Annotated in this window: 25 protein-coding genes; 14 read left to right on the top strand and 11 right to left on the bottom strand. The window is 53.5% G+C overall.

Features of this window, described 5'->3' with window-relative positions; genetic code table 11:
• The first annotated feature begins 31 nt into the window (after window positions 1–31).
• The 3 genes from DFR30_RS01900 to DFR30_RS01910 all read left to right on the top strand — a co-directional run bounded on the left by DFR30_RS01900 (window position 32) and on the right by DFR30_RS01910 (window position 3,120).
• Window positions 32–922 (top strand): hypothetical protein, encoded by an 891-nt coding sequence (locus DFR30_RS01900; RefSeq protein WP_132971055.1) that lies wholly within the window; start codon window positions 32–34, stop codon window positions 920–922.
• A 179-nt stretch (window positions 923–1,101) separates the two neighbouring features.
• Window positions 1,102–2,298 (top strand): hypothetical protein, encoded by a 1,197-nt coding sequence (locus tag DFR30_RS01905; RefSeq protein ID WP_132971056.1) that lies wholly within the window; start codon window positions 1,102–1,104, stop codon window positions 2,296–2,298.
• 75 nt (window positions 2,299–2,373) lie between these two features.
• Window positions 2,374–3,120, top strand: coding sequence for a c-type cytochrome (locus DFR30_RS01910; RefSeq protein ID WP_132971057.1), 747 nt, complete (start codon window positions 2,374–2,376; stop codon window positions 3,118–3,120).
• 14 nt (window positions 3,121–3,134) lie between these two features.
• Here the strand turns inward: DFR30_RS01910 and DFR30_RS01915 are convergent, their stop codons facing one another.
• From DFR30_RS01915 to DFR30_RS01945, 7 genes are all read right to left on the bottom strand, one after another.
• Complete coding sequence (locus tag DFR30_RS01915) at window positions 3,135–3,599, bottom strand: hypothetical protein (protein WP_132971058.1); 465 nt, start codon at window positions 3,597–3,599, stop codon at window positions 3,135–3,137.
• A gap of 147 nt (window positions 3,600–3,746) precedes the next feature.
• Window positions 3,747–4,073, bottom strand: coding sequence for a YciI family protein (locus tag DFR30_RS01920; protein WP_132971059.1), 327 nt, complete (start codon window positions 4,071–4,073; stop codon window positions 3,747–3,749).
• 118 nt (window positions 4,074–4,191) lie between these two features.
• Window positions 4,192–5,037 carry a bifunctional transcriptional activator/DNA repair enzyme AdaA gene (locus DFR30_RS01925; protein WP_132971060.1) on the bottom strand — a complete coding sequence of 282 codons (846 nt, stop codon included), beginning with the start codon at window positions 5,035–5,037 and terminating at the stop codon, window positions 4,192–4,194.
• Between the two features lie 29 nt (window positions 5,038–5,066).
• Window positions 5,067–5,741, bottom strand: a complete 675-nt coding sequence (locus DFR30_RS01930) for a flavin reductase family protein (protein ID WP_132971061.1) — start codon at window positions 5,739–5,741, stop codon at window positions 5,067–5,069.
• Between the two features lie 209 nt (window positions 5,742–5,950).
• The gene (locus DFR30_RS01935) at window positions 5,951–6,457 is read right to left on the bottom strand and encodes a hypothetical protein (protein WP_132971062.1); all 507 of its coding nucleotides are present in this window, start codon (window positions 6,455–6,457) and stop codon (window positions 5,951–5,953) included.
• Window positions 6,458–6,524: 67 nt separating this feature from the next.
• Window positions 6,525–6,887, bottom strand: a complete 363-nt coding sequence (locus DFR30_RS01940; RefSeq protein ID WP_132971063.1) for an EthD domain-containing protein — start codon at window positions 6,885–6,887, stop codon at window positions 6,525–6,527.
• A 442-nt stretch (window positions 6,888–7,329) separates the two neighbouring features.
• On the bottom strand, window positions 7,330–8,319 hold the full coding sequence (locus tag DFR30_RS01945) for a serine/threonine protein kinase (RefSeq protein WP_132971064.1): 990 nt from the start codon (window positions 8,317–8,319) through the stop codon (window positions 7,330–7,332).
• A gap of 152 nt (window positions 8,320–8,471) precedes the next feature.
• On the opposite strand from DFR30_RS01945, the gene DFR30_RS01950 reads away from it, so the two are divergent.
• Window positions 8,472–9,824: a cytochrome-c peroxidase gene (locus DFR30_RS01950; RefSeq protein WP_132971065.1), complete on the top strand. Its 1,353-nt coding sequence runs from the start codon at window positions 8,472–8,474 to the stop codon at window positions 9,822–9,824.
• 30 nt (window positions 9,825–9,854) lie between these two features.
• Here DFR30_RS01950 and DFR30_RS01955 read toward each other — a convergent pair whose 3' ends face one another.
• Window positions 9,855–10,322 (bottom strand): bacteriohemerythrin, encoded by a 468-nt coding sequence (locus DFR30_RS01955; protein ID WP_132971066.1) that lies wholly within the window; start codon window positions 10,320–10,322, stop codon window positions 9,855–9,857.
• An 873-nt stretch (window positions 10,323–11,195) separates the two neighbouring features.
• On the opposite strand from DFR30_RS01955, the gene DFR30_RS01960 reads away from it, so the two are divergent.
• From DFR30_RS01960 to DFR30_RS01975, 4 genes are read left to right on the top strand one after another with little or no spacing between them, the layout of a single operon-like run.
• The gene (locus tag DFR30_RS01960) at window positions 11,196–13,349 is read left to right on the top strand and encodes an adenosylcobalamin-dependent ribonucleoside-diphosphate reductase (RefSeq protein WP_132971067.1); all 2,154 of its coding nucleotides are present in this window, start codon (window positions 11,196–11,198) and stop codon (window positions 13,347–13,349) included.
• A gap of 31 nt (window positions 13,350–13,380) precedes the next feature.
• Window positions 13,381–14,079, top strand: coding sequence for a TSCPD domain-containing protein (locus DFR30_RS01965; RefSeq protein WP_132971068.1), 699 nt, complete (start codon window positions 13,381–13,383; stop codon window positions 14,077–14,079).
• Between the two features lie 22 nt (window positions 14,080–14,101).
• A complete protein-coding gene (locus tag DFR30_RS01970; protein ID WP_132971069.1) occupies window positions 14,102–14,380 on the top strand; it encodes a hypothetical protein in 279 nt (92 codons plus the stop codon).
• A 57-nt stretch (window positions 14,381–14,437) separates the two neighbouring features.
• Window positions 14,438–15,055: an alpha/beta hydrolase gene (locus DFR30_RS01975; protein WP_132971070.1), complete on the top strand. Its 618-nt coding sequence runs from the start codon at window positions 14,438–14,440 to the stop codon at window positions 15,053–15,055.
• A 23-nt stretch (window positions 15,056–15,078) separates the two neighbouring features.
• On the opposite strand, the gene DFR30_RS14220 is transcribed toward DFR30_RS01975, so the two are convergent.
• The gene (locus DFR30_RS14220) at window positions 15,079–15,255 is read right to left on the bottom strand and encodes a hypothetical protein (protein ID WP_165869062.1); all 177 of its coding nucleotides are present in this window, start codon (window positions 15,253–15,255) and stop codon (window positions 15,079–15,081) included.
• A gap of 412 nt (window positions 15,256–15,667) precedes the next feature.
• Here DFR30_RS14220 and DFR30_RS01980 point away from each other — a divergent pair, with 412 nt between their 5' ends.
• Genes DFR30_RS01980 through DFR30_RS01995 form a run of 4 tightly spaced genes read left to right on the top strand, consistent with a single transcriptional unit; the run spans window position 15,668 to window position 20,165 of the window.
• Complete coding sequence (locus DFR30_RS01980; protein ID WP_132971071.1) at window positions 15,668–17,440, top strand: ExeA family protein; 1,773 nt, start codon at window positions 15,668–15,670, stop codon at window positions 17,438–17,440.
• Window positions 17,441–17,446: 6 nt separating this feature from the next.
• Complete coding sequence (locus DFR30_RS01985; protein ID WP_132971072.1) at window positions 17,447–18,124, top strand: general secretion pathway protein GspB; 678 nt, start codon at window positions 17,447–17,449, stop codon at window positions 18,122–18,124.
• Between the two features lie 25 nt (window positions 18,125–18,149).
• Window positions 18,150–19,703, top strand: coding sequence for a S8 family peptidase (locus tag DFR30_RS01990; RefSeq protein WP_165869063.1), 1,554 nt, complete (start codon window positions 18,150–18,152; stop codon window positions 19,701–19,703).
• Between the two features lie 9 nt (window positions 19,704–19,712).
• Complete coding sequence (locus DFR30_RS01995; RefSeq protein WP_132971074.1) at window positions 19,713–20,165, top strand: tellurite resistance TerB family protein; 453 nt, start codon at window positions 19,713–19,715, stop codon at window positions 20,163–20,165.
• Between the two features lie 110 nt (window positions 20,166–20,275).
• Here DFR30_RS01995 and DFR30_RS02000 read toward each other — a convergent pair whose 3' ends face one another.
• Together DFR30_RS02000 and DFR30_RS02005 are read right to left on the bottom strand one after the other, a co-directional pair.
• Window positions 20,276–20,641, bottom strand: coding sequence for an HU family DNA-binding protein (locus DFR30_RS02000; RefSeq protein WP_132971075.1), 366 nt, complete (start codon window positions 20,639–20,641; stop codon window positions 20,276–20,278).
• Between the two features lie 164 nt (window positions 20,642–20,805).
• Window positions 20,806–21,249, bottom strand: coding sequence for a YybH family protein (locus DFR30_RS02005; RefSeq protein WP_132971076.1), 444 nt, complete (start codon window positions 21,247–21,249; stop codon window positions 20,806–20,808).
• 147 nt (window positions 21,250–21,396) lie between these two features.
• Here DFR30_RS02005 and DFR30_RS02010 point away from each other — a divergent pair, with 147 nt between their 5' ends.
• Both DFR30_RS02010 and DFR30_RS02015 read left to right on the top strand, forming a co-directional pair.
• Window positions 21,397–25,911: an SUMF1/EgtB/PvdO family nonheme iron enzyme gene (locus DFR30_RS02010; RefSeq protein ID WP_132971077.1), complete on the top strand. Its 4,515-nt coding sequence runs from the start codon at window positions 21,397–21,399 to the stop codon at window positions 25,909–25,911.
• A gap of 65 nt (window positions 25,912–25,976) precedes the next feature.
• Window positions 25,977–26,330, top strand: a complete 354-nt coding sequence (locus DFR30_RS02015; protein ID WP_132971078.1) for a Rieske (2Fe-2S) protein — start codon at window positions 25,977–25,979, stop codon at window positions 26,328–26,330.
• Window positions 26,331–26,338 lie beyond the last annotated feature (8 nt).

The raw sequence follows: 26,338 nt of genomic DNA on the forward strand, positions 1-26,338 counted from the left end.
TTCGCGAACGATACCCGGAAGGTGACAAGTAATGAATAAAAGAATGCTGGCGGTTTATGCCGTACTGTTTATGACGCTGATAAATGTGCGGCCTGCATTTGCGGCCTGCTGGCAGATCGATCTGCGGGATGGCACCCGGATCAAAGCAACAGACTTCTGGAATTTAAGCAGCAAGCTTGAGGATTCGCCGCAGAGCTTTTTACTCGGTCAGATTGATGGTGAAGATCAACAAATACCCGTTAGTGAGATTCAGTCAATTGTTTATCAGGAGGCAGAAGCAGGTGGCTGGGGCGCCTGGCTAAAGAATAGCGATACAAGTGCACAGATCAGGTTTACGGACGGCAGGGTCAGCACACTGAAAACAGGGCTGCCGGTTTTTTACCGTACCGTGGGCAAAAAAAAGCGCCTGCCAGCTTCCACAGTGATGGAGGAGCGGTCAGATAATCGCGACATGAACCTGAATATATTTTACCGTGCCAGGGGAGATGTGAAACAGGTTTCTGTAGATGCCGTATCGCAGATAGAACACTGTGATGAAGCGTCCGAGGTCGATAGTGAGGCCGATGTCATCGTGCAACATGTGGATAACAATGAGTCTTCATTGAATCCTGCTGTGCAGGACGACAGCGACGTGCTGGGTATGACGAATGGCGACATGCTTACCGGCAGAGTCACAACAACACCGATTATCTGGCAGACAGACTATGGCGTACTTGAGATAAAGAGGAGTGAAATACGTGTCCTTGGTATCGAGGGAGAGAGCAAGCAACAGGGTGAACTGGAATTATTGAGTGGCGACCGCATGCGCGGACGGCTTATTAACAAAACGTTAACAATTCACCTGACAATAGGTCAGAGTCTGGATGTCCCGGTTGAACAACTGCGTACACTGACGTTGCATAAGGCAGCAACAATAAAATAAATGCGAGTGTGGTAAAAAAATGACAACAACGCAGATGTAGTACAACTTGAAAACAACTGATATAGATCAATGGATATATCCTGATCCTTTGCTATCTTAATTGGTGAGGCGAAGCTAATTTGCCAACGTAAATACCAGTGTTGTACTTGCGCAACGTATATCAGTCTGAGGAGGGCACCATGATGGATACCAAAACTGTCTTGTCCGCTTTTGGAGTTGTGGCCATGTTGTCTGCAGCCACAAGCGCCAATGCGATCCCTGCATTTGCAAGAAAGTATCAAACCAACTGCAGTTCATGTCATACGGCGTATCCCGCACTTAATACTGCCGGTCGGAAGTTCAAGGAAGCAGGTTATCGATTCCCCAAACTCAAGGGTGAGGAGTCAGTGTCTGATTTCCTGCATTGGGACAAGGTGTTTCCTGTTTCAGCAGCGTTTATCTCGCGTCCCTTTGATAATTCCAGTAATGGAAAAAGCGATACAAACCAGGCTGCAATACACGAACTCGAATTGTTTTCAGCGGGACGGTTGTATAAAAACGTCTCCGGATTTTTTGAGCTCGAAATGGAAGACGAGGATGGTTTCAATACCCAGTTGGCGCATGCCGCTATGACTTACAATATGAGTGATGCGGTGAATGCCCAGGTCACGTACGGAGCGACATTGTTTGCGGATTCCTACGATACATTTAGCGACATGCGCAGGCTGACCGCATCACACGCAGCGGCACTGAACTCATCATTTGGTGGCGCTGATAATGTGGTAGCTCATGGTGGTGACGGAGGACGATTCCGTGACCAGCGCCAGATAGTGTCGGTCTATGGGCGGCCAGTTAAACAGCTGTACTACAATCTGGGCGTTGGTGGGCTTGCAAAGGACACCGAGGGCACAAACTCAAGAACATACTTCGGACGTGTTGCGTTCGATATTACGCCCAAGGTGATGGTTGGTGGTATGGCCATGTCGGGCAAGTGTGAGACCAACACCTCGGACTGCACGCCTGCGACAGATCGGGATTTCAAACGCTACGCGGTTGATACCCAGGTTGATGTAGGCGACGGACGTCTGACAGGCGTATTCATCCGTGGCAAGGACGATACTGCAGCCGGTAATGGTGAAGATGAGAATGATGCCTGGTATCTGCAGGGCATGTATGTCGTCAAGGACGATGGTCGGCCAAGCATAGTCCCCCTGGTGCGTGTCGACAGTTACGAAATGAATGATGGCAGTGATGAGTACAAGTCCTATACGCTGAACCTGGGTTATTACTTCACCCAGAATATCAAGGGCTTTGCCGAGTTCAGTGACCAGTTCGACACGCCTTCAGGTGTCGATGAAGAGCAGCGATACACTCTGCAACTGGAAGCAGCGTTCTAGGTATTGGCGAGAGACGAGCAGCGGTACCAACGGGGTGCCGCTGCCTTGTTCGGAGTTCCATGCTGAGGATTGCTTATGAGACGCATACAGAATCGGTTGGCCTGGGTGTTGTTGCTGTTTGGCCTTTGTGCAGAAATGCTTTCCTGGTCCGCCCTTGCAGCTCAGGATGGAGAAAAAATATACGAAGACCGGTGCGGTATGTGCCATGAACTGCCGGATCCCGACAAACCGCCACCAGAGGGTAAAGGGCACTGGAAGGAGCGACTCGACCTGATGGCACCGAATGCCGGATTGAGTGGGAAGGAAAAGGCCGCTGTGCTTGAATTTCTGCAGAACCATGAGAAAGGCGCCAGTAGTATGGTTTCCTTCGCGCAGGAACAGCAGGTATTCGAAAAAAAATGTAGCCTGTGTCATACCATCGACCGGGTTTTTCGCATTCCGTTAACGGACGAATCGCGTGCACATATTGTCAAGCGTATGCAGGAGCGCGCACAGGACTGGATCACAAATGACGAGGCACATGAAATTCTCGAGTACCTTGGAAAGGTCGGTAACAAGGCACCGGGAGAAATACCCAGGGCAGGACCGGCTAGTGAGAATGAGGCGGGTGATGGTCCTGCTGCACTTTTCCGTCACCGTTGCTCGGCGTGTCACACACTCGAACGCGTCTATCTAAAGCTGGAGGAAGATCCTGCCACTGCCTGGATGCACATTGTGAGCCGCATGCAGAAAAAATCTCCGGATTGGTTGACGAGTAAAGAGGCGCAAAAGATTGCAGAATATCTAAAGACGCTTAAGCCTGTTGGTGGTGTTAATGAGTAATCCTGATGGGTCCGTTACTTCCCTGAACTATCAATGCGATATGCTGCATGGCAGCTGACACAATTTTGCATCAGGAGCGATAGCTGTGACAAAGCATCGTTACTATCACCCAGATCCTCGGCATCCATCGCTAATTGATCAAATCCTGAATGCGTGTCAAATCCTGATTGCTTGAATTGGATGGGAAGTTTTGCCATTAAAGTGCCTGGAACTTCAGCTTGCGCAGCTCTGCCAGCTTTACGAGCATAGTCTGCTACCAGCTGCATATCATTCTCGGAAATTCCTTCGGTGATTTTCTGAACGCTGGTTAAAAATGCCCGCATTTCCGCCAAAACAAGGTCCCTTTCCTCAGGATTCAGGTGTATGGCCGTCCGCCCATCGGCATTGATAGAAACACTGCCCTGGAAAATAAATTTATAAATTCCACCTGCAATAACCAGCAAAAGAATCGCAACAATTCCAAAACATTTCTTATTCATGTGATTATGTCCGACCAAACCGCATATCATTACCATTTGGCTCTGTAAGGTTAAAATGGCGACCACCTGGAAATGAAAACACTGCCCTTACAATAATTCCATAGACTCTGGTCTCTCCAGTGAAACAGTGGGTGAGAGTCTACGCAGCTAGTGCTCTTTGCTCGACATTTCAATCATCTCAGAAATCTCCAGGGTGCCGTTGATCTCAAGAAACGGACAGGATTGCGCCACCTTCAATGCTGCTTCCATTGAAGGCATTTTGATGATGCTAAGCCCCGACATTGCTGTTGTGGTGCCGGGTTCAAATGTACCGTCAGGATGCACGGTATGAGTGTCCTTGAACGGAATTGCAGGACTGACGACCGCATCGCCCAATGATGACAGCCATTTTTGATATTTGGTGAAATGCTTTTGCCCTTCTTCCGGGTCAGATGGTGGCACACCACCCACGTAAACGAAAATGTATTGCGGCATTGCTATATGTCCTCATAAAAATATATTGGTGGAATATTATCTATTCTTAATCTTTTGGTTGGCTCATAACGACCACGATAAGCGGCGCAGCTCTGCTGCGTCCCTCTCGAACGCCATGTTATGCCTCGGGTGGCTCATATCTTGCGGATTCCCATGCATGGATTGCCTGTTTCCGGGTTTCGCCCCAGTGGTACCCACCCAGTTTACCGCTTTTCTGAATGACGCGGTGGCAAGGAATCAGGAACGCGACAGGATTTACGCCTACCGCTTGCCCCACGGCTCTCGCAGAACCCGGATAGCCTATTGCGGTGGCAACCTGAGAATAGCTAGCCACCCTTGCCGGGGCTATCTGCAACAAGGCCCTCCACACACTGATTTGAAAGTTCGTCCCGAAAACGTGCAAAGAAATCGGGGTTAGGTGATCGTGGTTCTTTTTTTTATCAAACATGGCCTGGATCACAGCGAGCGTCTGTTGACGATTTTCGTGCACCGTCGCGTTTGGCCATTTCTTGTGTAAGCGGGTCAAATGCTCATCGACTTGCTCACTATTCAGGAATGAAAAATTACAGATGCCTTTCGGCGTAATGGCAATAAAGGTTTTTCCAAACGGGGTGTCATGCACTGCATACTCAATGGTTAAGCCTGCACCTCCTGTTTTGTATTCGCCAGGCGTGACCGCTTCCAGATGAACGAAGTGGTCGTACAAACGCGAGCCGCTGCTCAACCCCACGGAATCGGTAACTTCAAGCAGGGGTCTCGATTCACTCAGTAATTGCTTGGCGCGCTCCAGGGTAAGAACCTGCAGGAATCTCTTGGGCGTTACACCGGCCCATCGGCAGAACAGGCGCTGGAAATGATAAGGGCTCAGATGTAAGTGCGCCGCAATTTCATTCAGCGTCGGCTGGCTATCGACCCTGCGGGCAATGAAATCGATAGCGTCGGCGATGCGATCATAGTCTGTCATGCGTATATCCCAACGGCAGATTGCGTCAATCACTCCGCTATGCGGATCCGCGCCAGTTCCATATCCGGGCTGCGGTACATATCCTCAGGAATCGTCCCGAGAGTTGAATCCTGAAGCCGGGGCCCGAGCCCGTAAAATTGCTGAAAGCTCATAATGAGAGGCCGCCATTTGTCCGGGTCGATCCGATTCTCTTCTCCACTCATCATGATTGACGTCTCCGCATGCACGCGCTGAATGCGGGTCTCGATGCATAGAACAAATCCCCGTTGTAGCGGGTTGTCCTCGCCGACACCGTGCGAACTCGTAACGCGTGCTTCGAGTTGCACCGGGCACTCTCGCACGCGCGGCGGCGCCACCGTTTCCGAAGCCATCGGCGTCAGCCCTGCAAGCCCGAATTTATCAGCTTCATGTCGGTAGCCCTTTCTCAATTTGAACTCCGGTACCGGATCGGAGCCAGTGGTCAGCGCCAGACGATTTACCGCTGCCACCTCATTCACTGAGGGGAGGTTGAGGACGCACTCACCGGTGCGGATCATGTTCTGCGTGGTTTTCGAGAATGCAGTCAGCCCGAGCAGGCAGCGCCACCCCAGCCAGAATGCCGAGGACATCGGCGCGAGGTTGTAGCTTCCATCTTCATTCACGGTGCTGACCAGGACGACAGGTGTGCCAAGATACAATATCGGCGGTTCGCTTTTTATATGCATTGTCATTCCTCTCATAAATTAATTCTCGCAGTGACAGGAATTTGTGCCACTTCGTGCAAAGTATGGAGGTTCAAGTACTCTTCTGCGACCCGAATCTTGCTATGTTTGAGCCATAACGGTTTGCATAAGTGGCGCAGCGCTGCTGCGTCCAAGTGAGAGAAGCGAGCAACTTAATGCATTTGTTATACGTATATATCATTTGGCGACAACTAGGCTGATTCTTTAAACTTCATGAGATCGTTAAGCAGCTTATCTCGGTCAAGTAGCTGTGGAATCGTATAAATATAGGTACGACCATTTTCTTCTCTAATATTTCCAACCTGGTTCATGTCCTTTAACTTTTTACTCTCTTCCTCTATCACTTCAATTCTCAAACCACGACTATTTAGCGGGAAGACCGCCTTTTCTATTACACCTATGTATTTCCATGGAACGTAGTAATATAGATTCTGCTCGTCGGTCTGGAAATACAGCCCTGCATTATTTGCCTGCATTGTCGCTAAATAATTTCCCTTCTTTTGATTTTTAACAATTCCAAACAATATGAGAGCTATTACTGCAGCTATTGCACCTTTGATCGAAACACTCGCAATTGGCGAATAAATCACCAAGACAATGGCTATCGACAGAATAATACCGAAAATCCAAATAACGATTTTCGGTGGAGCCACCTTTAATTTTGGCTCTAATATTTCGTTTGATAAAACTAAGCTCATAAATTAAATTTTACGTATAACGTTTTAGCCCAGCCGCAATTGTCAGCTGGAGATTTTTGTTAGCTGTTTATAGCTCAATTTCGTTTACAATAAATGCTGTAGATTTTGAGTGATCTATAAACTTGTTTTCATCTTCCATTAATGATGGTGCTATCTCCTGAAATTCAGGAGAGCTCATAGCAGCCATCAAGTCTTCTTCAGATTCGAACCACACTTCCGCAACGCCATCATATGCAGGTTGCATTCCTCTCGATTCTTTTAAGCCATCATTTAATGGTGTGTCAATAGTGTGAGACTGGATATACTTTTTAGCCCTCATTTTTGACGCACTTCCCATAAAAAAAGGAGCATGTTTATTTAGCCAATAATCTTGAAACTCTTCGCGACTCATGTCTGGACGACGAGTGCAACACATTATAAGTTTTACCATTATTCTGTTTCCTTTATGTTGATCGGAAGAGATGAATCGAATACAGCTGACTACTGCTAGACGGCTTCTGCCGTATATCCGGAAACATGCGGCGCAGACTATATAGTTCACCCATTCGGGTGGCTATACGGCGTTTTCCGTCTATCACGACCTGGTTGAACATGTTCAGATCCCCCGTATCTCGTTGTTACTTGTATACAAACTATCGGCGAGTTTCAAGGCAAGCCGTACTAGGATGCATGCGCTGTGATATTGATGTTTTAGGCAGATAGGCGGCGCACGCCTTATATCCTGCCTTTTTTCGTTGCATACGCAGCGTTATAACAACATGAAACGTCAGTTAAATGTTGGCTATGCCTTGATATTGAAGTACATATACCGGCGAATTTTTTCTCTCCCGCATGCTGATATCCGCTGATCGTGCCATTACTTGTGCTTGTCGTTACAGGATGGATGGCTCATCCAGTGCGCTGGCTTGTTCGCGCAGGCTCAGGATATGGTCTTCCCAGTAGCGCGGTGAATCGAACCAGGGGAAGGCGATGGGGAAGGCGGGGTCTTCCCAGCGGCGTGCTATCCATGCGGCGTAGTGCATGATGCGCAGGGTGCGCAATGGTTCGATAAGCAGCGCACTGGCTTCATCAAAGTCCCGGAACATGCGGTAACCGGTCAGCAGGTCTTCCATCTGGGTTCGCATTTCCTCGCGGTCACCGGACAGCAGCATCCACAGATCCTGGATGGCGGGTCCGCTACAGCTGTCATCGAGATCGACAAAGTGAGGGCCATCGTCGCGCCACAGGATATTGCTTTTGTGGCAGTCGCCATGCAGGCGGATGTAGCCGACGGGACCGACAACTTCAAACAGGTTGCGTATTTTGCCAAGCAGGTCACCAGTGAGGCTGCTGTAGGCTTCGCGCAGGTAGTCGGGCAGAAAGCTTTGTTCGATGATGAAGTCACGCGAGGCGTCACCGAGACGTTCGATGTTGATCCGGGTGCGGTGTTCAAATTGCTGTGTCGCGCCGACGGCGTGCATCCGTCCAAGGAAACGTCCCATGTGTTCGCGCTGCTCGCGTGTATCGAGGTCGGGCCAGTGTCCCCCGCAGCGGGGCGATACGCCAAACAGGAAGCCGTGGTACTCATGCAGGGTTTCGCTGTGTTCGTCCTGGATGGGCGCGATGACCGGGATCTCCCGGGCAGCCAGTTCAAGCGCGAAGTTATGTTCTTCCTGGATAGCTTCCCGCGACCAGCGTCCGGGGCGGTAAAATTTGGCAATCACGGGGTCAGCGTCTTCAATACCAATCTGGTAGACGCGGTTTTCATAGCTGTTAAGAGCGAGCAGACGCCCATCGGTAACGAAGCCGCGGTCATCCAGGGCATTGAGGATGAGGTCGGGCGTCAGTTTTTCGTAGGGGTGTCCGGTGTGTTGTTGTGTCATGGGGACATCATAACGAATCATGCCTGTGTTGGGTGCGACAATTTGCCACTTTGTTGTGCAACTATCGACTGCTACTTTGTCGCCTGGCCGGGCAGGGTGTTAGCTGCCTGGCAGGTAATCACATTTAGGTGTCGCAGGGGGAAGCAGTCGTTATGTTCAGGCAAAATCGCGTGTTGTTGGGGTTCGTTATAGCAGTGTTCTCGAGCGTTTCGCTGGCTGGTAAAGGGGGGCGATTACCGGCACCGGTTAGTGATAGCGACTTTCAGGACTTTTCCGGAGTAAAGGTTGAGCTGGGTCGCCAGCTGTTCTTTGACAAGGTGCTGAGCGGCAACCGCAACACGTCCTGTGCCACCTGTCACCACGTGTTGACGGATACCGGAGATGGTCTTTCCCTGCCGGTAGGCGAGGGTGGATCGGGTCTTGGTGTTACAAGAGACACCGGTTCGGGTGACGATGCCGTCCATGAGCGTGTGCCGCGAAATGCGCCTCCGGTATTCAACCTGGGGGCGGCAGAATTCACGCGAATGTTCCACGATGGCCGGGTTGAGGTGAACGCTTCATTCCCGAGTGGTATAGCCAGTCCGGCGGGCCTGGATTTGCCGGAAGGCCTGGACAGTGTGCTGGCTGCGCAGGCCATGTTCCCGGTGACATCGGCTGCCGAAATGGCGGGGCAAGCCGGTGAGAACACAGTCGCTGATGCCGCTGCTGCAGGTGACCTCGCAGGTGTGAACGGTGTCTGGGCACAGATTGCACGGCGATTGCAGGCCATTCCTGGCTATGTCGACCAGTTTGTTGCTGCCTATGACGATGTCGATGTCGCAGACGATATTACCTTCGCGCATGCGGCCAATGCCATTGCAGCCTTCGAAAGTGATGCCTGGCGTGCAACCAACAGCCCCTTCGACCGTTTTCTGCGTGGTGAGCGCGGTGCTATGAGCAAGTCAGCCGTTCGCGGCATGAAGCTGTTTTACGGCAAGGCGAACTGTTCGGGTTGTCACAGTGGTACGTTTCAGACCGATATGGATTTTCACGCTATTGCAATGCCGCAAATTGGCCCCGGCCGCGGTGACGGTTTTGACGGGCACGATGATTTCGGGCGCGCCCAGGTGACCGGGCTGGTGATTGATCGGTACAAGTTTCGTACACCCACATTGCGTAATGTTGTCCTGACCGGGCCCTGGGGACACGCGGGTGCTTACAACAGCCTTGAAGCAGTTGTCCGTCATCACCTCGATCCGGTAGCGGCGCTGTATGACTATGATCGTAGTCAGGCCGTGCTGCCATCACGTGATGATCTGGATGCTCAGGACTTTGTTGTGATGGATGACCCTTCAAGGATCGCAGACATTGCTGCGGCTGCGGCTGATTATCGTGCTGTCAGGCTGAATGCTCGCCAGGTGGGCTATTTGCTCGATTTCCTGAATGCGCTGACCGATCCGGACAGTATCGACCTGCGTGCTGACATGCCCACGTCTGTACCCAGTGGGCTTTCACTGGTTGAGTAGGCCGATGAAGCGTGGGGAGCCCGCGGCAAGTCAGCGGGGGCTTTCACTTTCAGGCAGTGGTGTAGTGTGGTGTTTCTCATGGAAGAATTTTGCAAAATCCCTGTCGCTGTGTGAAACGTGGGCAATCAACCAGGATTTCAGTGCCTGCAGGAGTTCCGGGGTAAGGCTGCACTGTTGCTGTGTCAGTGCTTTGGCAAAGCTGGTTTTCAGTTCCGCAATCAGCATGACATGTTCTCGGGCATGTGCTGTGTAGCCCGGGTAAGCCATGTCACGCATCATGGCTTCTTCGTGGCTGAAGTGTGCTTTGGTTGTTGTGTACAAGTCATCAAACAGCCGCGCAAGCTTTTTCAGCTTTTCTCCGCTTGGCCCTGGCCCGTCAGTCTCGGTTTTTCGGCACTCGGTAACCAGTTTGTTGATGCAGTCGACCAGGGTCTTGTGCTGATCATCCAGACTGTCGATGCCGAGCAGCCGATCATCACTCCATGTAAGTAAACTCACTGTATTTCCCCGCGAGCAGCCAGATCTGCATCTCTATCGCTTCCGGTTTCGTGAAAAGCAGTGCCCACGAGCGCACTGCCGGTACTGGTTGCAGACCAGTGAAGTCAGACGCATCCACTCTGACAATTCGACGACAGACTCCCCCGCGGAAAAGATAATCAGGCCTTCGCATAGGTCCCTTCCATCCCATTCCTGAGTGGATGGTGTGCTTCGGGGATGTAAGCGATGATCCATATCTTTTTAAACATAGGCCCGGGAATAGTTTGCGTCAACCGGCCAGGGGCATGCAGATCTTTTTAAGGGCAATGCAATGAGTTGTATCAACAGACCTGGTATTAGGGGCAAAAAAAGCCCCTCGTGAAAGGGGCTGGATGTTTTGGAGGAGACCGGCCCTGAAGAGCCTGTCACCTGTTAGACGTTACTTGACGGTAATTTCTTCCAATTGTTTTGCCTTGATGATCTGTCCATTCAATGCGGCTTCCCTGGTGACCTGAAAAATCCTGTTACGCGGTATCCATCGTGACGCGTTCGCAGACATTACCCCTGTTTCGTGAGGAAAATACGGCCAGTTCGCCGTATATCAGTACCACAATATATAGTGTTTTGCTGTTTGTTCGACCTGTTCAGTGCGAGTCCCGTATTGGTTCATATTCATAAACAGGATTTATGTGTAACCGACTGTTAGCTAACCAAAATAAATGTATTCCATAGTCACTATCAGGGGCTTGACAGGGAGCTCCGACGGACATAACCTAGCTGTCTGTTCGCACAACATCTTGTGGTTATGCCGATAAGTTACCCCAACATCTCGGGGTCGCCTTTAAGCCATAAAAAATCACAAATAAAATCAAATACAAGGAGTCAGGAGTCGCAATGAAATCAGTTCAGCTGAAGTCTGTTTCGACCGGTGTAGCCGATATCCCCCTGCAGGATGCCTCGATGGATATCTGGGACAAGAAGTACCGGTTAAAGCGTAAGGACGGTGTCGCGGTCGATGAAACCATCGACGACACCTACAAGCGCGTGGCGCGCGCCCTCGCCGAGGTGGAAGTGACGCCAGAGAAGCAGGATCACTGGTATGAGCAGTTCGTCTGGGCATTACGCCATGGTGCGATTCCGGCCGGCCGCATTACCTCCAACGCCGGCGCGCTGCAACACAAGCCGGCCACCTCCACGATCAACTGCACCGTGTCCGGCACCGTCAAGGATTCCATGAACGATATTCTGGAACGGGTGCACGAGGCCGGACTGACGCTCAAGGCGGGCTGTGGCATCGGCTATGAATTCTCCACACTGCGCCCGAAAGGCGCCTACGTTTCTGGCGCCGGCGCCTATACCTCCGGCCCGCTGTCGTTCATGGATATCTACGACAAGATGTGTTTCACCGTGTCGTCGGCCGGTGGTCGCCGGGGTGCGCAGATGGCGACTTTCGATGTCGGCCATCCCGATGTGATGGATTTCGTGCGCGCCAAGCGCGAGGACGGTCGTTTGCGTCAGTTCAATCTGTCGCTGCTGATTACACGTGAGTTCATGGAGGCAGTCAGCCATGACGGTGAATGGAAGCTGGCATTCCCGCTAACAGAGCAGGAAGTCAGTGAAGAAAGCATCGATCTGTACGACGCCAGTCATGTGGTTTGGCGTGAGTGGCCGATCAGTGAAGGCTACGTCAGTAATGAAAACGGGCTGGTAGCGTGCAAGGTGTATCGCACTATCCGCGCACGCAGGCTGTGGGACATGATCATGGCGTCCACCTATGACTTTGCCGAGCCGGGTTTCATTCTCATCGACAAGGTCAATGAGATGAACAACAACTGGTTCGATGAAAATGTCCGTGCGACCAACCCCTGTGGCGAACAGCCGTTGCCCCCCTATGGCTCCTGCCTGCTGGGTTCAGTCAACCTGACGAAGTTTGTACGCGAACCCTTTACCGAAAATGCGCATTTTGACTGGGACGAGTTCCGCAAGGTGATTTCTGTCTTTACCCGCATGCTCGACAATGTAGTTGAGATCAACGGCCTGCCTCTGGAGCAGCAGCGCGATGAAATTCTGCGCAAGCGCCGCCATGGTATGGGGTTCCTCGGCCTGGGTTCGACCAGTACGATGCTGCGCATGAAGTACGGTGAAAAGGATTCGGTGGCCTTCACAGAAAAAGTCAGCCGTGAACTGGCGCTGACCGGCTGGCAGACGGCGCTGGAGCTGGCGGAAGAGAAAGGTCCTGCTCCCATTCTCGAAGAAGACTTTGAGGTGACTGCCGAGATGCTGCGCAAGCGTCCGGAGATGAAGCTCGACGGTTATGAAATCGGTGATCGCGTAAAGGGCAAATTGTTGCACGCGCGTTACAGCCGCTACATGCAACAGGTCAGCGAGATTGCCCCGGACCTGGTCGAGCGGCTGGCCGAGACAGGCGCACGCTTTACTCACCATTCGTCGATCGCGCCGACCGGTACAATTTCCCTGTCGCTGGCCAATAACGCCAGCAATGGTATCGAGCCGAGTTTTGCGCATCATTATTTCCGTAATGTCATTCGCGAGGGACGCAAGACCAAGGAAAAGGTGGATGTGTTTTCGTTTGAATTGCTGGCGTATCGTTCGCGGGTGAATCCTCAGGCAGAACAGGGTAGCGAAGACCCTGCCAAACAGTTGCCGGAGTACTTTATAGCGGCAGACGATGTGACGCCAAAACAGCACGTCGATATCCAGGCGGCGGCGCAGAAATGGGTGGACTCATCCATTTCCAAGACGGCCAACGTACCAACGGATTACCCGTTCGACGAGTTCAAGGATATTTACCTGTACGCCTACGAACAGGGACTTAAGGGCTGTACGACCTTCCGTTTCAACCCGGAGGCGTTCCAGGGTGTGTTGGTAAAAGAAAAAGATCTGGAGAACACCACCTACCAGTTCACGCTCGAAGATGGCAGCAAGATGCAGCTGAGTGGGAACGAAGAAATCGAATACGACGGAGAAATTCATACCGCCGCCAACCTGTACGATGCCCTGAAAGAAGGCTACTACGGAAAATTCTAGGCGAAGCGAAGGCGTCAGAGGAGTTACGCATATGACCAGAAAGATCGAACAGAAAATTATTGACTATGAAGTGTTGAAGAAAGATGCGCCCGCCGAGCCCGAAGCGGTGGTCGCGCCGGCCAGGGAAGAGGAAAAGGTCGTTCACCTGCACGAAAAGCTGGAGCGCCCGGAGATGTTGCTGGGTTCCACCTACAAGGTGAAGACGCCACTGACGGAACATGCGCTGTATATCACGATTAACGACGTGATCCTTAATCCCGGTACACCGCATGAATTGCGCCGACCCTTCGAGATCTTTATCAACTCGAAGAATATGGATCACTTCCAGTGGATTGTTGCATTGACCCGGATTATTTCCGCTGTGTTCCGCAAGGGTGGTGACGTTACCTTCCTGGTAGAGGAATTGCGCTCGGTTTTTGATCCGCGTGGTGGTTACTTCAAGAAAGGAGGGAAGTACATGCCCTCACTGGTGGCCGAGATCGGTGATGCTATCGAATGTCACCTGCGCATGATCGGTATGCTCAAGGATGACGACCTGGACGATCACCAGAAAAAAATGCTGGCGGAAAAGCGCGAGCAGTTTGAACAGGCCAACAAGTCGAGCAAACCGGAAGATGCCGGTGATTTCCCGGAAGGCGCCCAGCTCTGTGTGAAATGCAATACCAGGGCGGCTATTCAGATGGACGGTTGCCTGACCTGCCTTAATTGCGGTGAATCGAAGTGCGGCTAGTTTTAGTGCGGGAAACCTGTCGATGAACCTGCTCGATAAAGACTATCAACTGAGAAGAGATATGTTGGCACATCAAGCGATACCGGGTTACTGGTACACCAATATTCTTGGGCAATTGCAGCAGGTGCGCGTGGTACTGCACGAGGCAGATGAGCCAAGGCGGGTAGTGCTGGAGAATATTAACGGTAAACGCCAAACCGTTGATATTAACGGCTGGTACCGGCTGGATCTCACGCTGCATTCGCCGGGTATCGAGCGCCGCCGCACCCGTGGCCAGCGTGATTCAGGCAAGCCTTCATGAACCTGTCGACGGGCCAGGGTATATGCGTCGAGTGACGGATATGTATCATCGTTTCCTGTGCGCGACACCCTGTTTGTAGACGGCCCGGCCGGACAACTCCAGGTGCAGCTGACCGAACCTGGAGCCTCTCCGGGAGCGCTTGCTATCATTTGTCATCCTCATCCATTGCACGGCGGGACACTGGACAACAAGGTTGTTCACCAGCTGGCAAAGAGTTTTGTCGAGTCGGGGGCTGTCAGTGTGCGCTTCAATTTCCGTGGTGTGGGCAAGAGCGAAGGTGTTTACGACGACGGGCGGGGTGAGAAAGCGGACTTGCTGGCAGTCGTCGCGTGGGCGAAGGCGCGCTGGCCCGGGTTACCGCTGTGGCTGGCGGGGTTTTCCTTTGGGGGATTCATTGCGCTGGAAGCAGCGCAATCATTGAAGCCTGACTGGTTGGTGACGGTTGCACCGGCAGTAAATTATTTTCCAGACCAGCCGGTAGCGCTTTCAGACATCAACTGGCTGCTGATCCATGGCGATGCGGACGACATTGTGCCCTGGTCAGCTGTTGACGCCTGGTTGGCTCAACAGGCGCTTGTGCCAGAGATCGTTTGTGTAGAAGGTGCGGGCCACTTTTTTCATGGGCGGCTGAATGATCTGCGCAACATCGTGCTGCGAGCAGCGCCCACTACCTGAATATTATCTAAAGAGATCGATTTTCAGTGGTGCGGGACGTTTTTCGCGAACCGGAAAACATCTGAAGCGGAACTGAATGTCTTGGTGATAATCCGCTCATCGATACTGCATGCCCAGTATGCGGGAAGATTACCGCCCTTGAATACCGGGTTAGCACTGACGGTAACACCGTTGATTTTCTTTTCGACTTTTGCGTTCATACAGCACCATTCTTGTTGTTTTGCATTAAAAATCCAGCAAGCCATATGCCAATTACGATAATACCTTGAATTGTATAGATGACCTGGAGCGGGGTTTTATTCCTTGTGAGCACCTTCAGTGTTCAGCGTAAAGAAACCCAACAGTACGGCCAGTATATGCGTCCAATGCCTGGGTACATCCTGTTGATATTAAAATATATTTATAAAATCTTGCGCGGGTCAGGTGTTGTGTAAGCAATCCCGACATCTATCGGGTTTGTGGCTGTTCGAACCCCGGCCAGGCTTAATCACCGGTAGCGCCGGTGGCGGGTGATTTGCCGGTTTAAGGCAGACCGGTGGTGTGGTGGGAGGACGGCGGCGCGCAGAAAGGGCATAATTGTCCAATCGCCTGTCCGGCGGCAAAAAAAGTCCTATGTACGAACAACATTTCGGTCTCACAGAACGCCCGTTTTCCATCGCGCCCGATCCGCGTTTTCTCTATATGAGTCAGCAGCATCGTGAGGCGCTTGCACATCTGTTATATGGTGTTGGTGAAGGCGGCGGGTTTGTGCAGCTGACCGGTGAGGTAGGTACCGGCAAGACCACTATTTGCCGATGCCTGCTGGAGCAGGTACCGGACCATGTCGATGTAGCTCTGATCCTCAATCCACGCGTCAGCGCCATAGAGTTGCTGGCCAGTCTGTGCGATGAGCTGGGCATCAATTTTGCGCGGGACACGGACAGTATCAAGGCATTGACTGACCTGCTGAATGCCCACTTGCTTGAAATGCATGCGCAAGGCCGGCGAACAGTGCTTATCATTGATGAGGCGCAGAATCTTGATGCCGATGCACTGGAACAGGTTCGCCTGCTCACCAACCTGGAAACCACTCGCGAGAAGCTGCTACAGATTGTGCTCATCGGCCAGCCGGAACTGCGCAGTCTGCTGGCGCGCGAAGAGTTGCGCCAGTTGTCCCAGCGGATCACGGCGCGTTATCACCTGGAGCCGATACAGCGCAATGAAACAGCGGCATATATTCGTCATCGTTTACAAGTGTGCGGCGCCAGTGAAACGATTTTCACTGATGAAGCCATCGACATGGTGCAAAAACTTTCCGGTGGTGTGCCGCGCCTGATCAATGTGATGTGCGACCGTGCCATGCTGGGCGCCTATGTAGAGGGCAAGCGCAAGGTTGATGTTGCGATTGTTGTCCGTGCTGCGGGCGAAGTGTTACCGGAAGAAGGGCTGGATGCACCGTCCGGCCACGAGTGGTGGCGCTGGCTTGCGGCGGCAGTTGCCGCTGTATTTGTGGTGGCGTTTGTTATTGGTTACTGGCAGGAGCCGGCCCGAAATGCCGTTATGGTGACCAATAATCCGGTGGGTGGCCCGGCCGGGGCACCACTGGCGGCGGGCTCTGCACAGACAGAACCTGTTGTTGCAGCCCGGGAACCAGACCCCGGGCCAGGCGTTAGCAACCAGGCTGAAACGAATAGCGGCAAAAGTAGGCCCGATGTCATAGGCGAGGCAGGTGGTGTTGTGGCGGTGGATGCCGCCCGGCTGCATGCAGGCGGCAACGCTACACTCGAGCAACGACTGGCAGATGCCAGTCCGGTTGCTGCGGCAAAGGCCTGGGCCGGCCTGTTCAGGTTATGGGGCGTACAATCTGCCGCCAATACAGATGCCCAGGCCTGCGCGGCCGCTCCGGCGGTCGGTTTGCGATGTCTGCAAGGCGGTGGAAGCCGCACGGTATTGCAGTATTTCGATCGGCCCGCTGTCCTGTTGCTGGTGGGTGCCGGTGGACGCAGGGTGCCGGTGCTGTTGCAGGAAATTCGTGGCGGCAACGCACTTCTGCAGATTGATGGGCAGCCAATCGAAGTCCCGCTCGACACGATGGAGGGACACTGGTTCGGTGAATACCGCTTGCTGTGGAAAACACCACCGGGAGGCAGCCCGGTACTTCGTCCGGGTGACCGCAGTCCGGTTGTGAAATGGCTGCGAGAAAAACTCAAACTGGCTACCGGTTTGTCTTCCATTGCGCCCGACCCATTGTTTTTTGATGAAGGACTGAAAACCCTGGTGCAGGATTTTCAGCGCAGCCACGAGTTGAATGCCGATGGCGTAGTTGGTGCCAGGACATTTATTCACTTGAATAACCTTTCCAGACAGCCGACAGTGCCGCGTCTGGGTGTTGTAACGGCGCAGTAGGGTCACATGTCATACATACTCGAGGCACTGAAGAAGGCGGAACACGATCGCGAGATCGGGCAGGTGCCGCGCATCGACAGTGAACACGAGCCAGCGAGCTCTGGTTTGTCACCACGCTGGGTGATAGTTGTGGTGCTGGTTTTGCTTATTAATGCCGGTCTGCTGCTGGTGCTGTTCTGGCCAGAAGAGCCTTCCAGTCCACCACCGCAAGCTGCCGGGCCTGCGCCAGCGTTACAAGCGACCGTAACACCGGTGACCAGGCCAGAGAATCGTAACGACAGGGTTGTTGATCGTGCGTTGACGGTGGCCCCTCCTGCGGCTGCTGTTCAGCCACCGGTTGCGGTTGAGCTGCCCACGGTCGAGCCGCCAGTGCGGGCCGCTGAAGTCCCCGTCGTACCCCGGCAGCCTGTCGTTGCAGCCACAACCCGGCCTTCCTCAGGGCAATTCGGTAATCTGCCGGTCTGGCCCCAGGTGCCGGACTATATTCTGCAAAAACTGAACCGTGGCCTGCGATTGGATGTCCACGTGTACAGTGAAAGGCCGGAGGATCGGTTTGTGCTGGTCAATCTGCAAAAATACCGGGAAGGCGACCAATTACAGGAAGGGCCACTGTTGGACGCCATAACACCTGATGGCATCGTGTTGTCATTGCAGGGTGACAGGTTCCTGGTTCGTGCACAGTAGGATCACATTCAGGCAGTCAAAATCAATGTTCAGAAAATTTCTTCTGTCGTGCCTGGCAGGCAGCTTAAGTCTTGCCGGGCTATCTGTTCAGGCGCAAAGGCACATTTCACATGTTTCCGCCGAGCGGCTGATTATCAAGCTGCAGGATAGCGGTGTGCGTAAAAGCGCCTCAGCCGGCTCCAGCGAGGCTGTTCCGGACCTGAGTCTTCCTGATGGACGGAAGCTCACATATGTACGTTCCATGAGCGATGGAAGCCTTGTCGTGCGGTTACCTGAAGGGGTCAGCTCCGAAGAAGCGCATGCACTGGTTTCGCAGCTGACGCAGGAGCCTGCGGTGCTGGCAGCGCAGGTGGACAAGCGCCTTTATCCAGCCCTGGTGCCAAATGATACTCAGTATGTAAATCAGTGGCATTTGTCGGAGGACACGGCCGGCATGCGCATGCCGGCTGCCTGGGATCTGAGTACCGGTTCTTCCGGTGTCGTGATTGCCGTCGTAGATAGCGGTATTTTGTCGCACATCGATCTGGATGCGGCCCGCATTTTACCCGGCTATGATTTTATCAGTGATATTCCGACGGCCAATGACGGTGATGGCCGGGATGCCGACCCGACTGACCCGGGCGATGCCGTTCTGGCCAATGAGTGCGATGTGGGTGAGCCGCCAACTGATGAGCCGAGTTCCTGGCACGGATTGTCAGTTGTGGGGGTAATGGCTGCGACATCCGATAATAGTAACGATGTCGCGGGAATGGATTTTGCTGCCAGGATTCTTCCTGTGAGGGTGCTGGGCAAGTGTGGTGGATTTGTATCGGACATCATCGATGCAATTCGCTGGTCGGCCGGACTTTCTGTAGCGGGCGTGCCGGATAATCCCACCCCGGCAAAAGTCATTAATCTCAGTCTGGCGGGAGACGGCGCCTGTTCGGCGCAGGAGCAGTCAGCAATCAATGACGCTGTTGCTGCCGGGTCCGTCGTGATTGTGGCGGCGGGCAATGAGGGTATGGACGTAGCCAACTTCAGTCCCGCCAATTGCGCCAATGTTGTGACTGTAGGCGCGGTGGCGCGCGATGGAAGTATTGCTTCCTACACGAATCGGGGTGAGGAAGTGGACCTGGTGGGACCGGGTGGAGACGGTCCGGACCCGATGGGCAGGGACGATGTGTTGACGTTGTGGAATCTAGGTACCACAACAGCGGGCGCTGATACGCTGGCCTTTATACAGGGAACCAGTTTCACCGCCGCTGAGGTATCGGCTGTAGCTGCCCTGATGCTATCTGTGAACGGAACGCTCGATCCCGACACAGTGCGCGATATCCTGCGTGCCACGGCGCGCAGCTTCCCGGATTCCAGTTGTAACGCCAATCGGTGTGGGCAGGGTCTTGTGGATGCCGGCGCTGCCCTGGCGGGTGCGGCAGACCCTGCGTCTGTTGTTAGTGGTTCGACAATTGGCAGCAGCAACGGCGGCGGTGGCGGCGGCGGTGGTGGTTGTGTTGCGTTGCGGGTGGCAGATCGCACCGATCCGTTACTGGTCTGGCTTGCTGCGGCCGCAATAATTGGTTTGAGGCGGCGTAACCGCTAGACTACCAATATGTTACGGGCAATTCAGGATTTCTTCAGGGGGCGCATCGATCCCGGCACGGCCGGCGGGCATGACGAGCATAGCCTGCACCTGGCTACTGCCGCATTACTGTTTGAGGTGCAGCGTGCCGATTTCGAAGAGCACGACGACGAGCGCAAGGTGCTGGAGCGTGTGTTGCAGGAGACTTTTGCGCTGAGCAAGGAAGAAACCCGGGAACTGGCCCGACTTGCACAATGTGAATCCGAAGATTCCGTATCACTTCACCAGTTTACTCACATAATCAACCAGCGCTTTTCACCCGAGGAGAAAGTGCGAGTGGTCGAGATGTTGTGGCAGGTTGCTTTCGCTGACGGGCGTATAGATCGTTACGAGGAGGCGCTGGTGCGCAAGATTTCCGAACTGATTTATGTCCCGCACAGGGCGTATATCCAGGCTCGCCACCGGGCACAGGACGCGCAATAAAAAGGCAGCCCTGTAAGCTGCCTTTTTTGAATCCATTCTGCTCTCCGTACCCGGCTCTTGAACCCGGATACGGAGATGCATCCTGATGTAATATTCAGGTATCTACCTGATTACACCATATCTTTCAGACCCTTAAGCGGAAGAACCTTGACCACGTTGCGAGCTGGCTTGGCCTTGAATGTCATGGCCTCGCCTGTGAACGGGTTAACGCCCTTGCGTGCTTTGGTGGCTGGCTTGCGGACAACCTTGACTTTCATCAGACCGGGGACGGTGTAAACACCAGGACCCGTGCGCCGGATGTCACGTTTGATCAGTGCGGTGAGAGTTTCGAAAACGGCGCCAACGTCTTTCTTGGTCAGGCCGGTTTTGTCTGCGATGTAGGTGAACGTTTCAGCTTTCGTGGTGGGCTTCTTTACCGCCTTGGCAGCAGCCTTTTTCTTGGCGGTTTTCTTGGCAGCTTTTTTCTTTACGGCCATTCAATGTGCTCCTATAAAAATGTTGGCAGAGAACTAACGGCGCAACCATAGCACAAAGAAAAAAAAGTGAAACCCTTTTTTAACTTTATACCTGCTATTCCAGACTCATATGAAGATGGCATCTATGATGCAAGGAAAATAGAGGGGTTTCCCTGCGTCAAAATTCAGTGGAGTTGGTGGGCATCTGTTGTCAGGTCGGTAACTTCGTTGTCCCCGTTCTCGTCCGGACAGGGCGAAGCGTGGTGATGCGTCATGCGCCAACTGTTATCGATCAGCTGAAAAACGTTGGTCGCGATCACCGGTGGCCAGTGCGTATTGTCACCAGGTGTGCTGAGGTGTTCATAGAGTATATGTACCGCAATCAGTGCGTCCTGGGTGCGGTGAACGTTGGACAGTTTGAAGCGCACGCGCAGTCCACCTTCGAAAATTTCCCGCCAGCTTTCCTGCACGGCGTCATAACCTTGTACACGGTCGCCCATGGGGTGAATGCATTCGATGAACTCGCGTTCGGCCCATACAGCCATCATGGCGGACAGGTCAGCATTGGCAAATGCCTCATAGAAGGCCTGCTCGGCAGCTTCGGGTGTGGGGAAGACAGGTTTGGACATATGGCGGGCTATGGTACCAGTCTTCTTGGGTGAAGCAATGCACCTGAATTTGTGAGCAATTTCACGATTTTAAGACAGTGGTTCAGGCTAAGTTTTCGATGTTTTGTGCCGATAGCAGGGGGTGCGCAGCGCATACCTCGCAGGCGAATGAAAAAGTACGTTCCGGATACCGGCAAACTCTATCGACAGGATGACAGGCAGACCATGGGAGCGGTAAAAAAACTCTTGGACAAGAAGGCGTTAAAGGATCTGGTGCCGCTCAATGCATTATCTGCAGTTCATCTTGACGAAATTTCCCGAAAAGCCGGAATTGAAACGGTACGCTCCGGGCGCTATGTGTTCAAGGCAGGTGAACGCGATCAGAAATCCGTTTACCTGCTGGAGGGCAAGATAGAGCTGGTCGATGAGGGTCGCAATGTCGTTGCTACAATCACAGGCGGTTCCGAAGCAGCGCATCATCCGCTGGCGCATAAACAGCCTCGCCAGTTATCTGCCCGTGCGTCGGGTGCAGTGACGGTCGCGCGCATTGATTCGGGACTGCTCGACGTATTGCTGACCTGGGACGAATCATCCGGCTACGATGTCGTTGAGATCGGCGCAGATGATGATGGCGACTGGATGACGCGTATGTTGCAGTCGCAGGCATTTCTCCAGCTTCCGCCGTCAAATATTCACCAACTGTTGATGCGCCTTGAGTCGGTCAGTTTTCGGGCCGGCGACCTGGTCATCAGGCAGGATGAGGATGGTGATTACTTCTACATCGTCAAATCCGGTCGGATGGCGGTGAGTCGAAAAGCCTCGGCACGTGGCAAGGAAGTGTTGCTGGCAGAGCTGGGGGAAGGTGCCTGTTTCGGAGAGGAGGCACTGGTTTCCGACTCGCACCGTAACGCAACAGTGACCATGCTCACAGACGGTTCTTTGATGCGACTTTCCAAAGACGATTTCGATGAACTGCTGCGCGCACCGCTGGTGCATGAAGTGGATTTTGCGCAGGCCGGACAACTCGCCGGGCAGGGTGCCGAGTGGCTCGATGTGCGTTTGCCGGGTGAGTTTGATAATCAACATGTCAGGAGTAGTCGGAATTTCCCCTTGTCGGCACTAAGAGACCAGGCGGACAGTCTGGATGCTGACAAACGCTACATTGTCTGCTGCGACACAGGTCGCCGTAGCGCTTCGGGTGCATTTATTCTGAGGCAGCGGGGCTTCAGTGTATACACGCTGAAAAATGGACTGATGGATGTTCCGGTCGAGGAACTGGAGGGAGCTTCCACCCCGTTGCAGGAGGATACGGCCAGTCACGACGCAGACATTATCCCTTTCGAAAATGAAAGGGATGCAGAGGGACGTACAAGCGCAGAGTCGTGCCAGGATGCTGAAACTGTCTCTCCTCTCGAGGTGGAGCTTCAAGACAGCCTGGCGGCACGCGAAATATTGCAGGCTGAAGCTGAAACCTTGCGTGAGCAGGTTGAATCGTTACAGGACTCACTGAAAGAAACAGAAAAAAAATACGGTGAACTGAACCGGCAGCTGGAGGAAGTGCAACAGGCCCGCGAATCCGGCAAAGGGGTGAATGAAAAGTTTGAAAAACAACTGGCGCAGCTGGAAGTTGAGCTGGAGCGTGTACGCGAAGACTATCAGCAGCTGGGGCAGCGCACCAGCGCGGTTGCCGGTGAGCGGGACGCGGCTAACCGTGAGCTGGAAAAAATGCGCAGTGAGCTGGAAGCATTGCAGGCCCGGGTGGATAGTCAGCAGGGTGAGCTCAGTGAACAGGTTCAGGTAGTCCAGGCGCAGCTGGATGCAAAGAGCCAGGTACTGGAGGAAGAAGCGGACAGGCGTAGTGTGCTTGAAACAGCGCTTGCCGGGGCGGAAAAAGCCACGCGCCTGGCTGAAGAGCGGGAAACCGGTCTTCTTGAGCAGATCGAAACACTGAAGCAGCAGGCCAGTGAGCAGAGTGAGCAGCTACAGGAAACATTTCAGGCGGAAAAAGCGGAGCTTGAACAGCAGCAGCAGGTGCTGCAGCACAGTATCGAAGACTACCAACAAAAACTGGTGGCCCAGACAGGGGAACATGAATCACTTGCCGGAAAACTGGCGGATGTTGAGCAACAGCTCACGCAGTCTCAGGTAAACGAGCAGGCTCTGAATGTGTCACTGGAGAGTGCCCGGCAAGAGGCCGATGGGGCAGAGCAGCGTATTCGTGCGCAGCTGCAACAGGAGCTCGACACTCTTGGCGAGTCACTCGACAGCACAAAAAATGCTTTTGATGAGGCCAGCAGCCAGCTCGAGGAAAGTGCCAAACGTGAGGAGCAGCTGAGTGGTCGTATTTCCGAGCTTGAGAAGCAGCTTGCGTCCAGTGAGCGTGATTTCGAATCTGATCTGGGTAGCGCACGTGAGGCAATGTCCCGGGCGCAAACCGAGGTGGACAACCTCAAACGCGAGCAGCAGCGTTTACTCGATCGTCTGCGCAAAAACGAAGAGACCCGTGAACGTGAACGTCAGGACCATGGGGCCGAGGTCCACCGGTTACACAAGGAATTAAAACAGGCTGCAGATGGTTCGGCTGAAGGGCTGGCAGCCGAGCTGGAGGCATTGCAGGCGCAGGTTAATGAAAGTGCTCGATTGCGCGATGATCTTGAGGTCAGTCTTGGAGAGCGTAGTGCCCAGCTGGAAGATAGCCAGGCACGTGTCGAGCATTTTGAGCAGCAACTGAAGCTGGCCCGGCAGAGCGCCCAGGCTGCCGAGCAGCAGCTGGTCGAGGCCAATCGCCTGGCCAATGATGAAATGGAAATTCGTCTTGGCACTGAACAGGGTATACAGGATGGGTTGCGCGAAGCCCTTGAAGCCTCGGAAAGAGAACGCAATACCCATCAGGAGACCATCACGGTTATTAACCAGGAGCTGGAGGAGCTGCGTGATGCTTACCAGCAGTCGAAGCAGGTTCTGGAAAGTAACGAAGACGCTGTTACCCGGCTGGCTGACCTGGAAGTACAGCTGGATGCTGTCGGATCAGAACGTGATGAGCTGAAATCATCAGTCGATGTGTTGAAGAATGAACTCGACCAGTTGAGAGCAGAAGCCGAAGTACATCGTGGCCTGGAGGGTATGCTGTCTGATGAAGGTGGTGATTGTGAGGAAAACGAAGCTTTGCAGCAGGCCAAACAGAATGTCGAGGTAGCTGTACGCCTGCGTGCCCAGGCGGAAGAACAATGTGAAAGTCTGCGCGAGGAAGTCGAACAACTCAAAACCCGGTTGAGCCAGGCAGTCGCGGCATCTGAGCCCGCCATGCTGGATGGTGCGATCCCGTCACTGGATAACAGCGACCCCCAGGCTTCGAATCCCATGTTACTGAATGTGCCTGAATTCGAAGAGGACGATGTTCTTGCGCCGGCGGTATTGCTGGACGAAGAACTGGCGAGTGCGCAACCACATACTGCCGCAGTGCCAAAATCAGGTCTGGTCAAAGGGTTGATGGTCGGTCTGGTTATCGGTGTCGTGGCAGGAGCCGGGTTGTTCTGGTGGCAGTCAGATGCAGGGACGTCGGCTGCCGCTCAATCCGGAGCTGTAAATCGCCAGCTTGTTGCACCGGAACCGGCCGTTGACCAGGAAGCCGGAGATCATTTGACCAGTAAAGTGACCGCCGAAGTGAAGCAACGCTTGCCGGAAGCGCCCGTGGTTTCAGAAAAAGTTGGTGCAGCGGCAGAAAAGCCTGCCCCGTCTGTCTCTGCGGCCAGGTCTTTTCCGCTTGCGCGTGGCATGTCTGATCTGCCACGCGGCGCATCAACATCGACGGAAGATACTGCAACCCGCCAGCATCCTTCTTCTGGCGAGAGGGTGAAAAAAGCAGGGCAGGCCAGCGAAGACATAACTTCCATGACATCACGCCCGGATGCGGGTGAAACGGCGGAGCCGCTTGTGCAACCTGCGGTTGAGCAACCGGCAGGACGTTTCCGGGATCGTCTGGGTGATGGCTCACCAGGTCCGCTGATGGTGCGCTTGCGTGCGGATCACTTTTTGATGGGAAGCAGCGCTATTTCCCAGCAGTTTGATGAACGCCCACAGCATGAAGTCAGACTTGCGCCGTTTTCGATTGCAGCCCACGAAGTGACATTTAATGACTATGACACTTTTGCGCGCACAACAGGCCGCCGGTTGCCTGGTGACAAGGGCTGGGGGCGTGGTGACCGCCCTGTGATAAATGTCAGCTGGGAGGATGCAAAGGCCTATGCGCAATGGTTATCTGCACAAACCGGCAAGTCTTATCGTCTGCCGAGCGAGGCTGAATGGGAATTTGTGGCGCGTTCAGGTTCGTCCACACGCTACTGGTGGGGTGAAGACGTTGGTAAAAACCATGCCAACTGCTTTGATTGTGGCAGTACGGATAGCGGGATACAGACCTCGCTGGTGGCCAGTTATGCGGCAAGCCCCTGGGGTGTGAGTGACATGGCCGGCAATGTGCGCGAGTGGGTAGCGGATTGCTACACACCGAACTATAGTCGTGCACCGATTGATGGTCGAGTTGTTGAAACGGGTGGCTGTGCCGGGCGTGTTGTGCGCGGTGGAGCATATAGCAGTCCTTCAGCCCAGCTTCGCAGTGCGGCGCGTGACCGGATGGATGTACAAAGTCAACTGGATAACCTTGGCTTTCGCGTAGTGCGCGAATAAAGAGGTAGTCGCTGTCACGCCCTGGTGATTTGAAATTGTGCGTGTAACTGCCTAATCTGCGGTGCATGGTGAATTGGCTGAAAATTTGTGATTTGTCAGCGCTACCCGAAGATAGCAGCCGTGGGTTTTGTATTTCAACCTCGGCTGGATTGGCGGATATCTTCCTGGTACGTAAATCCGGAGAAGTTCGCGGCTATCTCAACCAGTGCCCGCACACGGGCGGCCCGCTCGACTGGGTGCCGGATCAGTTTCTGGATCTGGATCGTCGCTTGATCCAGTGTGCGACACACGACGCCCTGTTTCGTATTGATGATGGAGTATGTGTGGCCGGACCCTGCGCAGGACAATCGCTGGTAGCAATTGATCTCAAGCAGGAAGGTAATGATGTCTGTATGAGGGATGTTGTTTCTGAAAAATAAAAAACCGG

Source organism: Thiogranum longum (assembly GCF_004339085.1).
Taxonomy (GTDB): domain Bacteria; phylum Pseudomonadota; class Gammaproteobacteria; order DSM-19610; family DSM-19610; genus Thiogranum; species Thiogranum longum.

Excerpts from the sequence above, each read along its gene's own strand:
- DFR30_RS01900 (WP_132971055.1), top strand. The coding sequence starts at position 32 with ATGAATAAAAGAATGCTGGCGGTTTATGCCGTACTGTTTATGACGCTG.
- DFR30_RS01905 (WP_132971056.1), top strand. The coding sequence starts at position 1,102 with ATGATGGATACCAAAACTGTCTTGTCCGCTTTTGGAGTTGTGGCCATG.
- DFR30_RS01910 (WP_132971057.1), top strand. The coding sequence starts at position 2,374 with ATGAGACGCATACAGAATCGGTTGGCCTGGGTGTTGTTGCTGTTTGGC.
- DFR30_RS01915 (WP_132971058.1), bottom strand. The coding sequence starts at position 3,599 with ATGAATAAGAAATGTTTTGGAATTGTTGCGATTCTTTTGCTGGTTATT.
- DFR30_RS01920 (WP_132971059.1), bottom strand. The coding sequence starts at position 4,073 with ATGCCGCAATACATTTTCGTTTACGTGGGTGGTGTGCCACCATCTGAC.
- DFR30_RS01925 (WP_132971060.1), bottom strand. The coding sequence starts at position 5,037 with ATGACAGACTATGATCGCATCGCCGACGCTATCGATTTCATTGCCCGC.
- DFR30_RS01930 (WP_132971061.1), bottom strand. The coding sequence starts at position 5,741 with ATGCATATAAAAAGCGAACCGCCGATATTGTATCTTGGCACACCTGTC.
- DFR30_RS01935 (WP_132971062.1), bottom strand. The coding sequence starts at position 6,457 with ATGAGCTTAGTTTTATCAAACGAAATATTAGAGCCAAAATTAAAGGTG.
- DFR30_RS01940 (WP_132971063.1), bottom strand. The coding sequence starts at position 6,887 with ATGGTAAAACTTATAATGTGTTGCACTCGTCGTCCAGACATGAGTCGC.
- DFR30_RS01945 (WP_132971064.1), bottom strand. The coding sequence starts at position 8,319 with ATGACACAACAACACACCGGACACCCCTACGAAAAACTGACGCCCGAC.
- DFR30_RS01950 (WP_132971065.1), top strand. The coding sequence starts at position 8,472 with ATGTTCAGGCAAAATCGCGTGTTGTTGGGGTTCGTTATAGCAGTGTTC.
- DFR30_RS01960 (WP_132971067.1), top strand. The coding sequence starts at position 11,196 with ATGAAATCAGTTCAGCTGAAGTCTGTTTCGACCGGTGTAGCCGATATC.
- DFR30_RS01965 (WP_132971068.1), top strand. The coding sequence starts at position 13,381 with ATGACCAGAAAGATCGAACAGAAAATTATTGACTATGAAGTGTTGAAG.
- DFR30_RS01970 (WP_132971069.1), top strand. The coding sequence starts at position 14,102 with ATGAACCTGCTCGATAAAGACTATCAACTGAGAAGAGATATGTTGGCA.
- DFR30_RS14220 (WP_165869062.1), bottom strand. The coding sequence starts at position 15,255 with ATGAACGCAAAAGTCGAAAAGAAAATCAACGGTGTTACCGTCAGTGCT.
- DFR30_RS01980 (WP_132971071.1), top strand. The coding sequence starts at position 15,668 with ATGTACGAACAACATTTCGGTCTCACAGAACGCCCGTTTTCCATCGCG.
- DFR30_RS01985 (WP_132971072.1), top strand. The coding sequence starts at position 17,447 with ATGTCATACATACTCGAGGCACTGAAGAAGGCGGAACACGATCGCGAG.
- DFR30_RS01990 (WP_165869063.1), top strand. The coding sequence starts at position 18,150 with ATGTTCAGAAAATTTCTTCTGTCGTGCCTGGCAGGCAGCTTAAGTCTT.
- DFR30_RS01995 (WP_132971074.1), top strand. The coding sequence starts at position 19,713 with ATGTTACGGGCAATTCAGGATTTCTTCAGGGGGCGCATCGATCCCGGC.
- DFR30_RS02000 (WP_132971075.1), bottom strand. The coding sequence starts at position 20,641 with ATGGCCGTAAAGAAAAAAGCTGCCAAGAAAACCGCCAAGAAAAAGGCT.
- DFR30_RS02005 (WP_132971076.1), bottom strand. The coding sequence starts at position 21,249 with ATGTCCAAACCTGTCTTCCCCACACCCGAAGCTGCCGAGCAGGCCTTC.
- DFR30_RS02010 (WP_132971077.1), top strand. The coding sequence starts at position 21,397 with ATGAAAAAGTACGTTCCGGATACCGGCAAACTCTATCGACAGGATGAC.
- DFR30_RS02015 (WP_132971078.1), top strand. The coding sequence starts at position 25,977 with ATGGTGAATTGGCTGAAAATTTGTGATTTGTCAGCGCTACCCGAAGAT.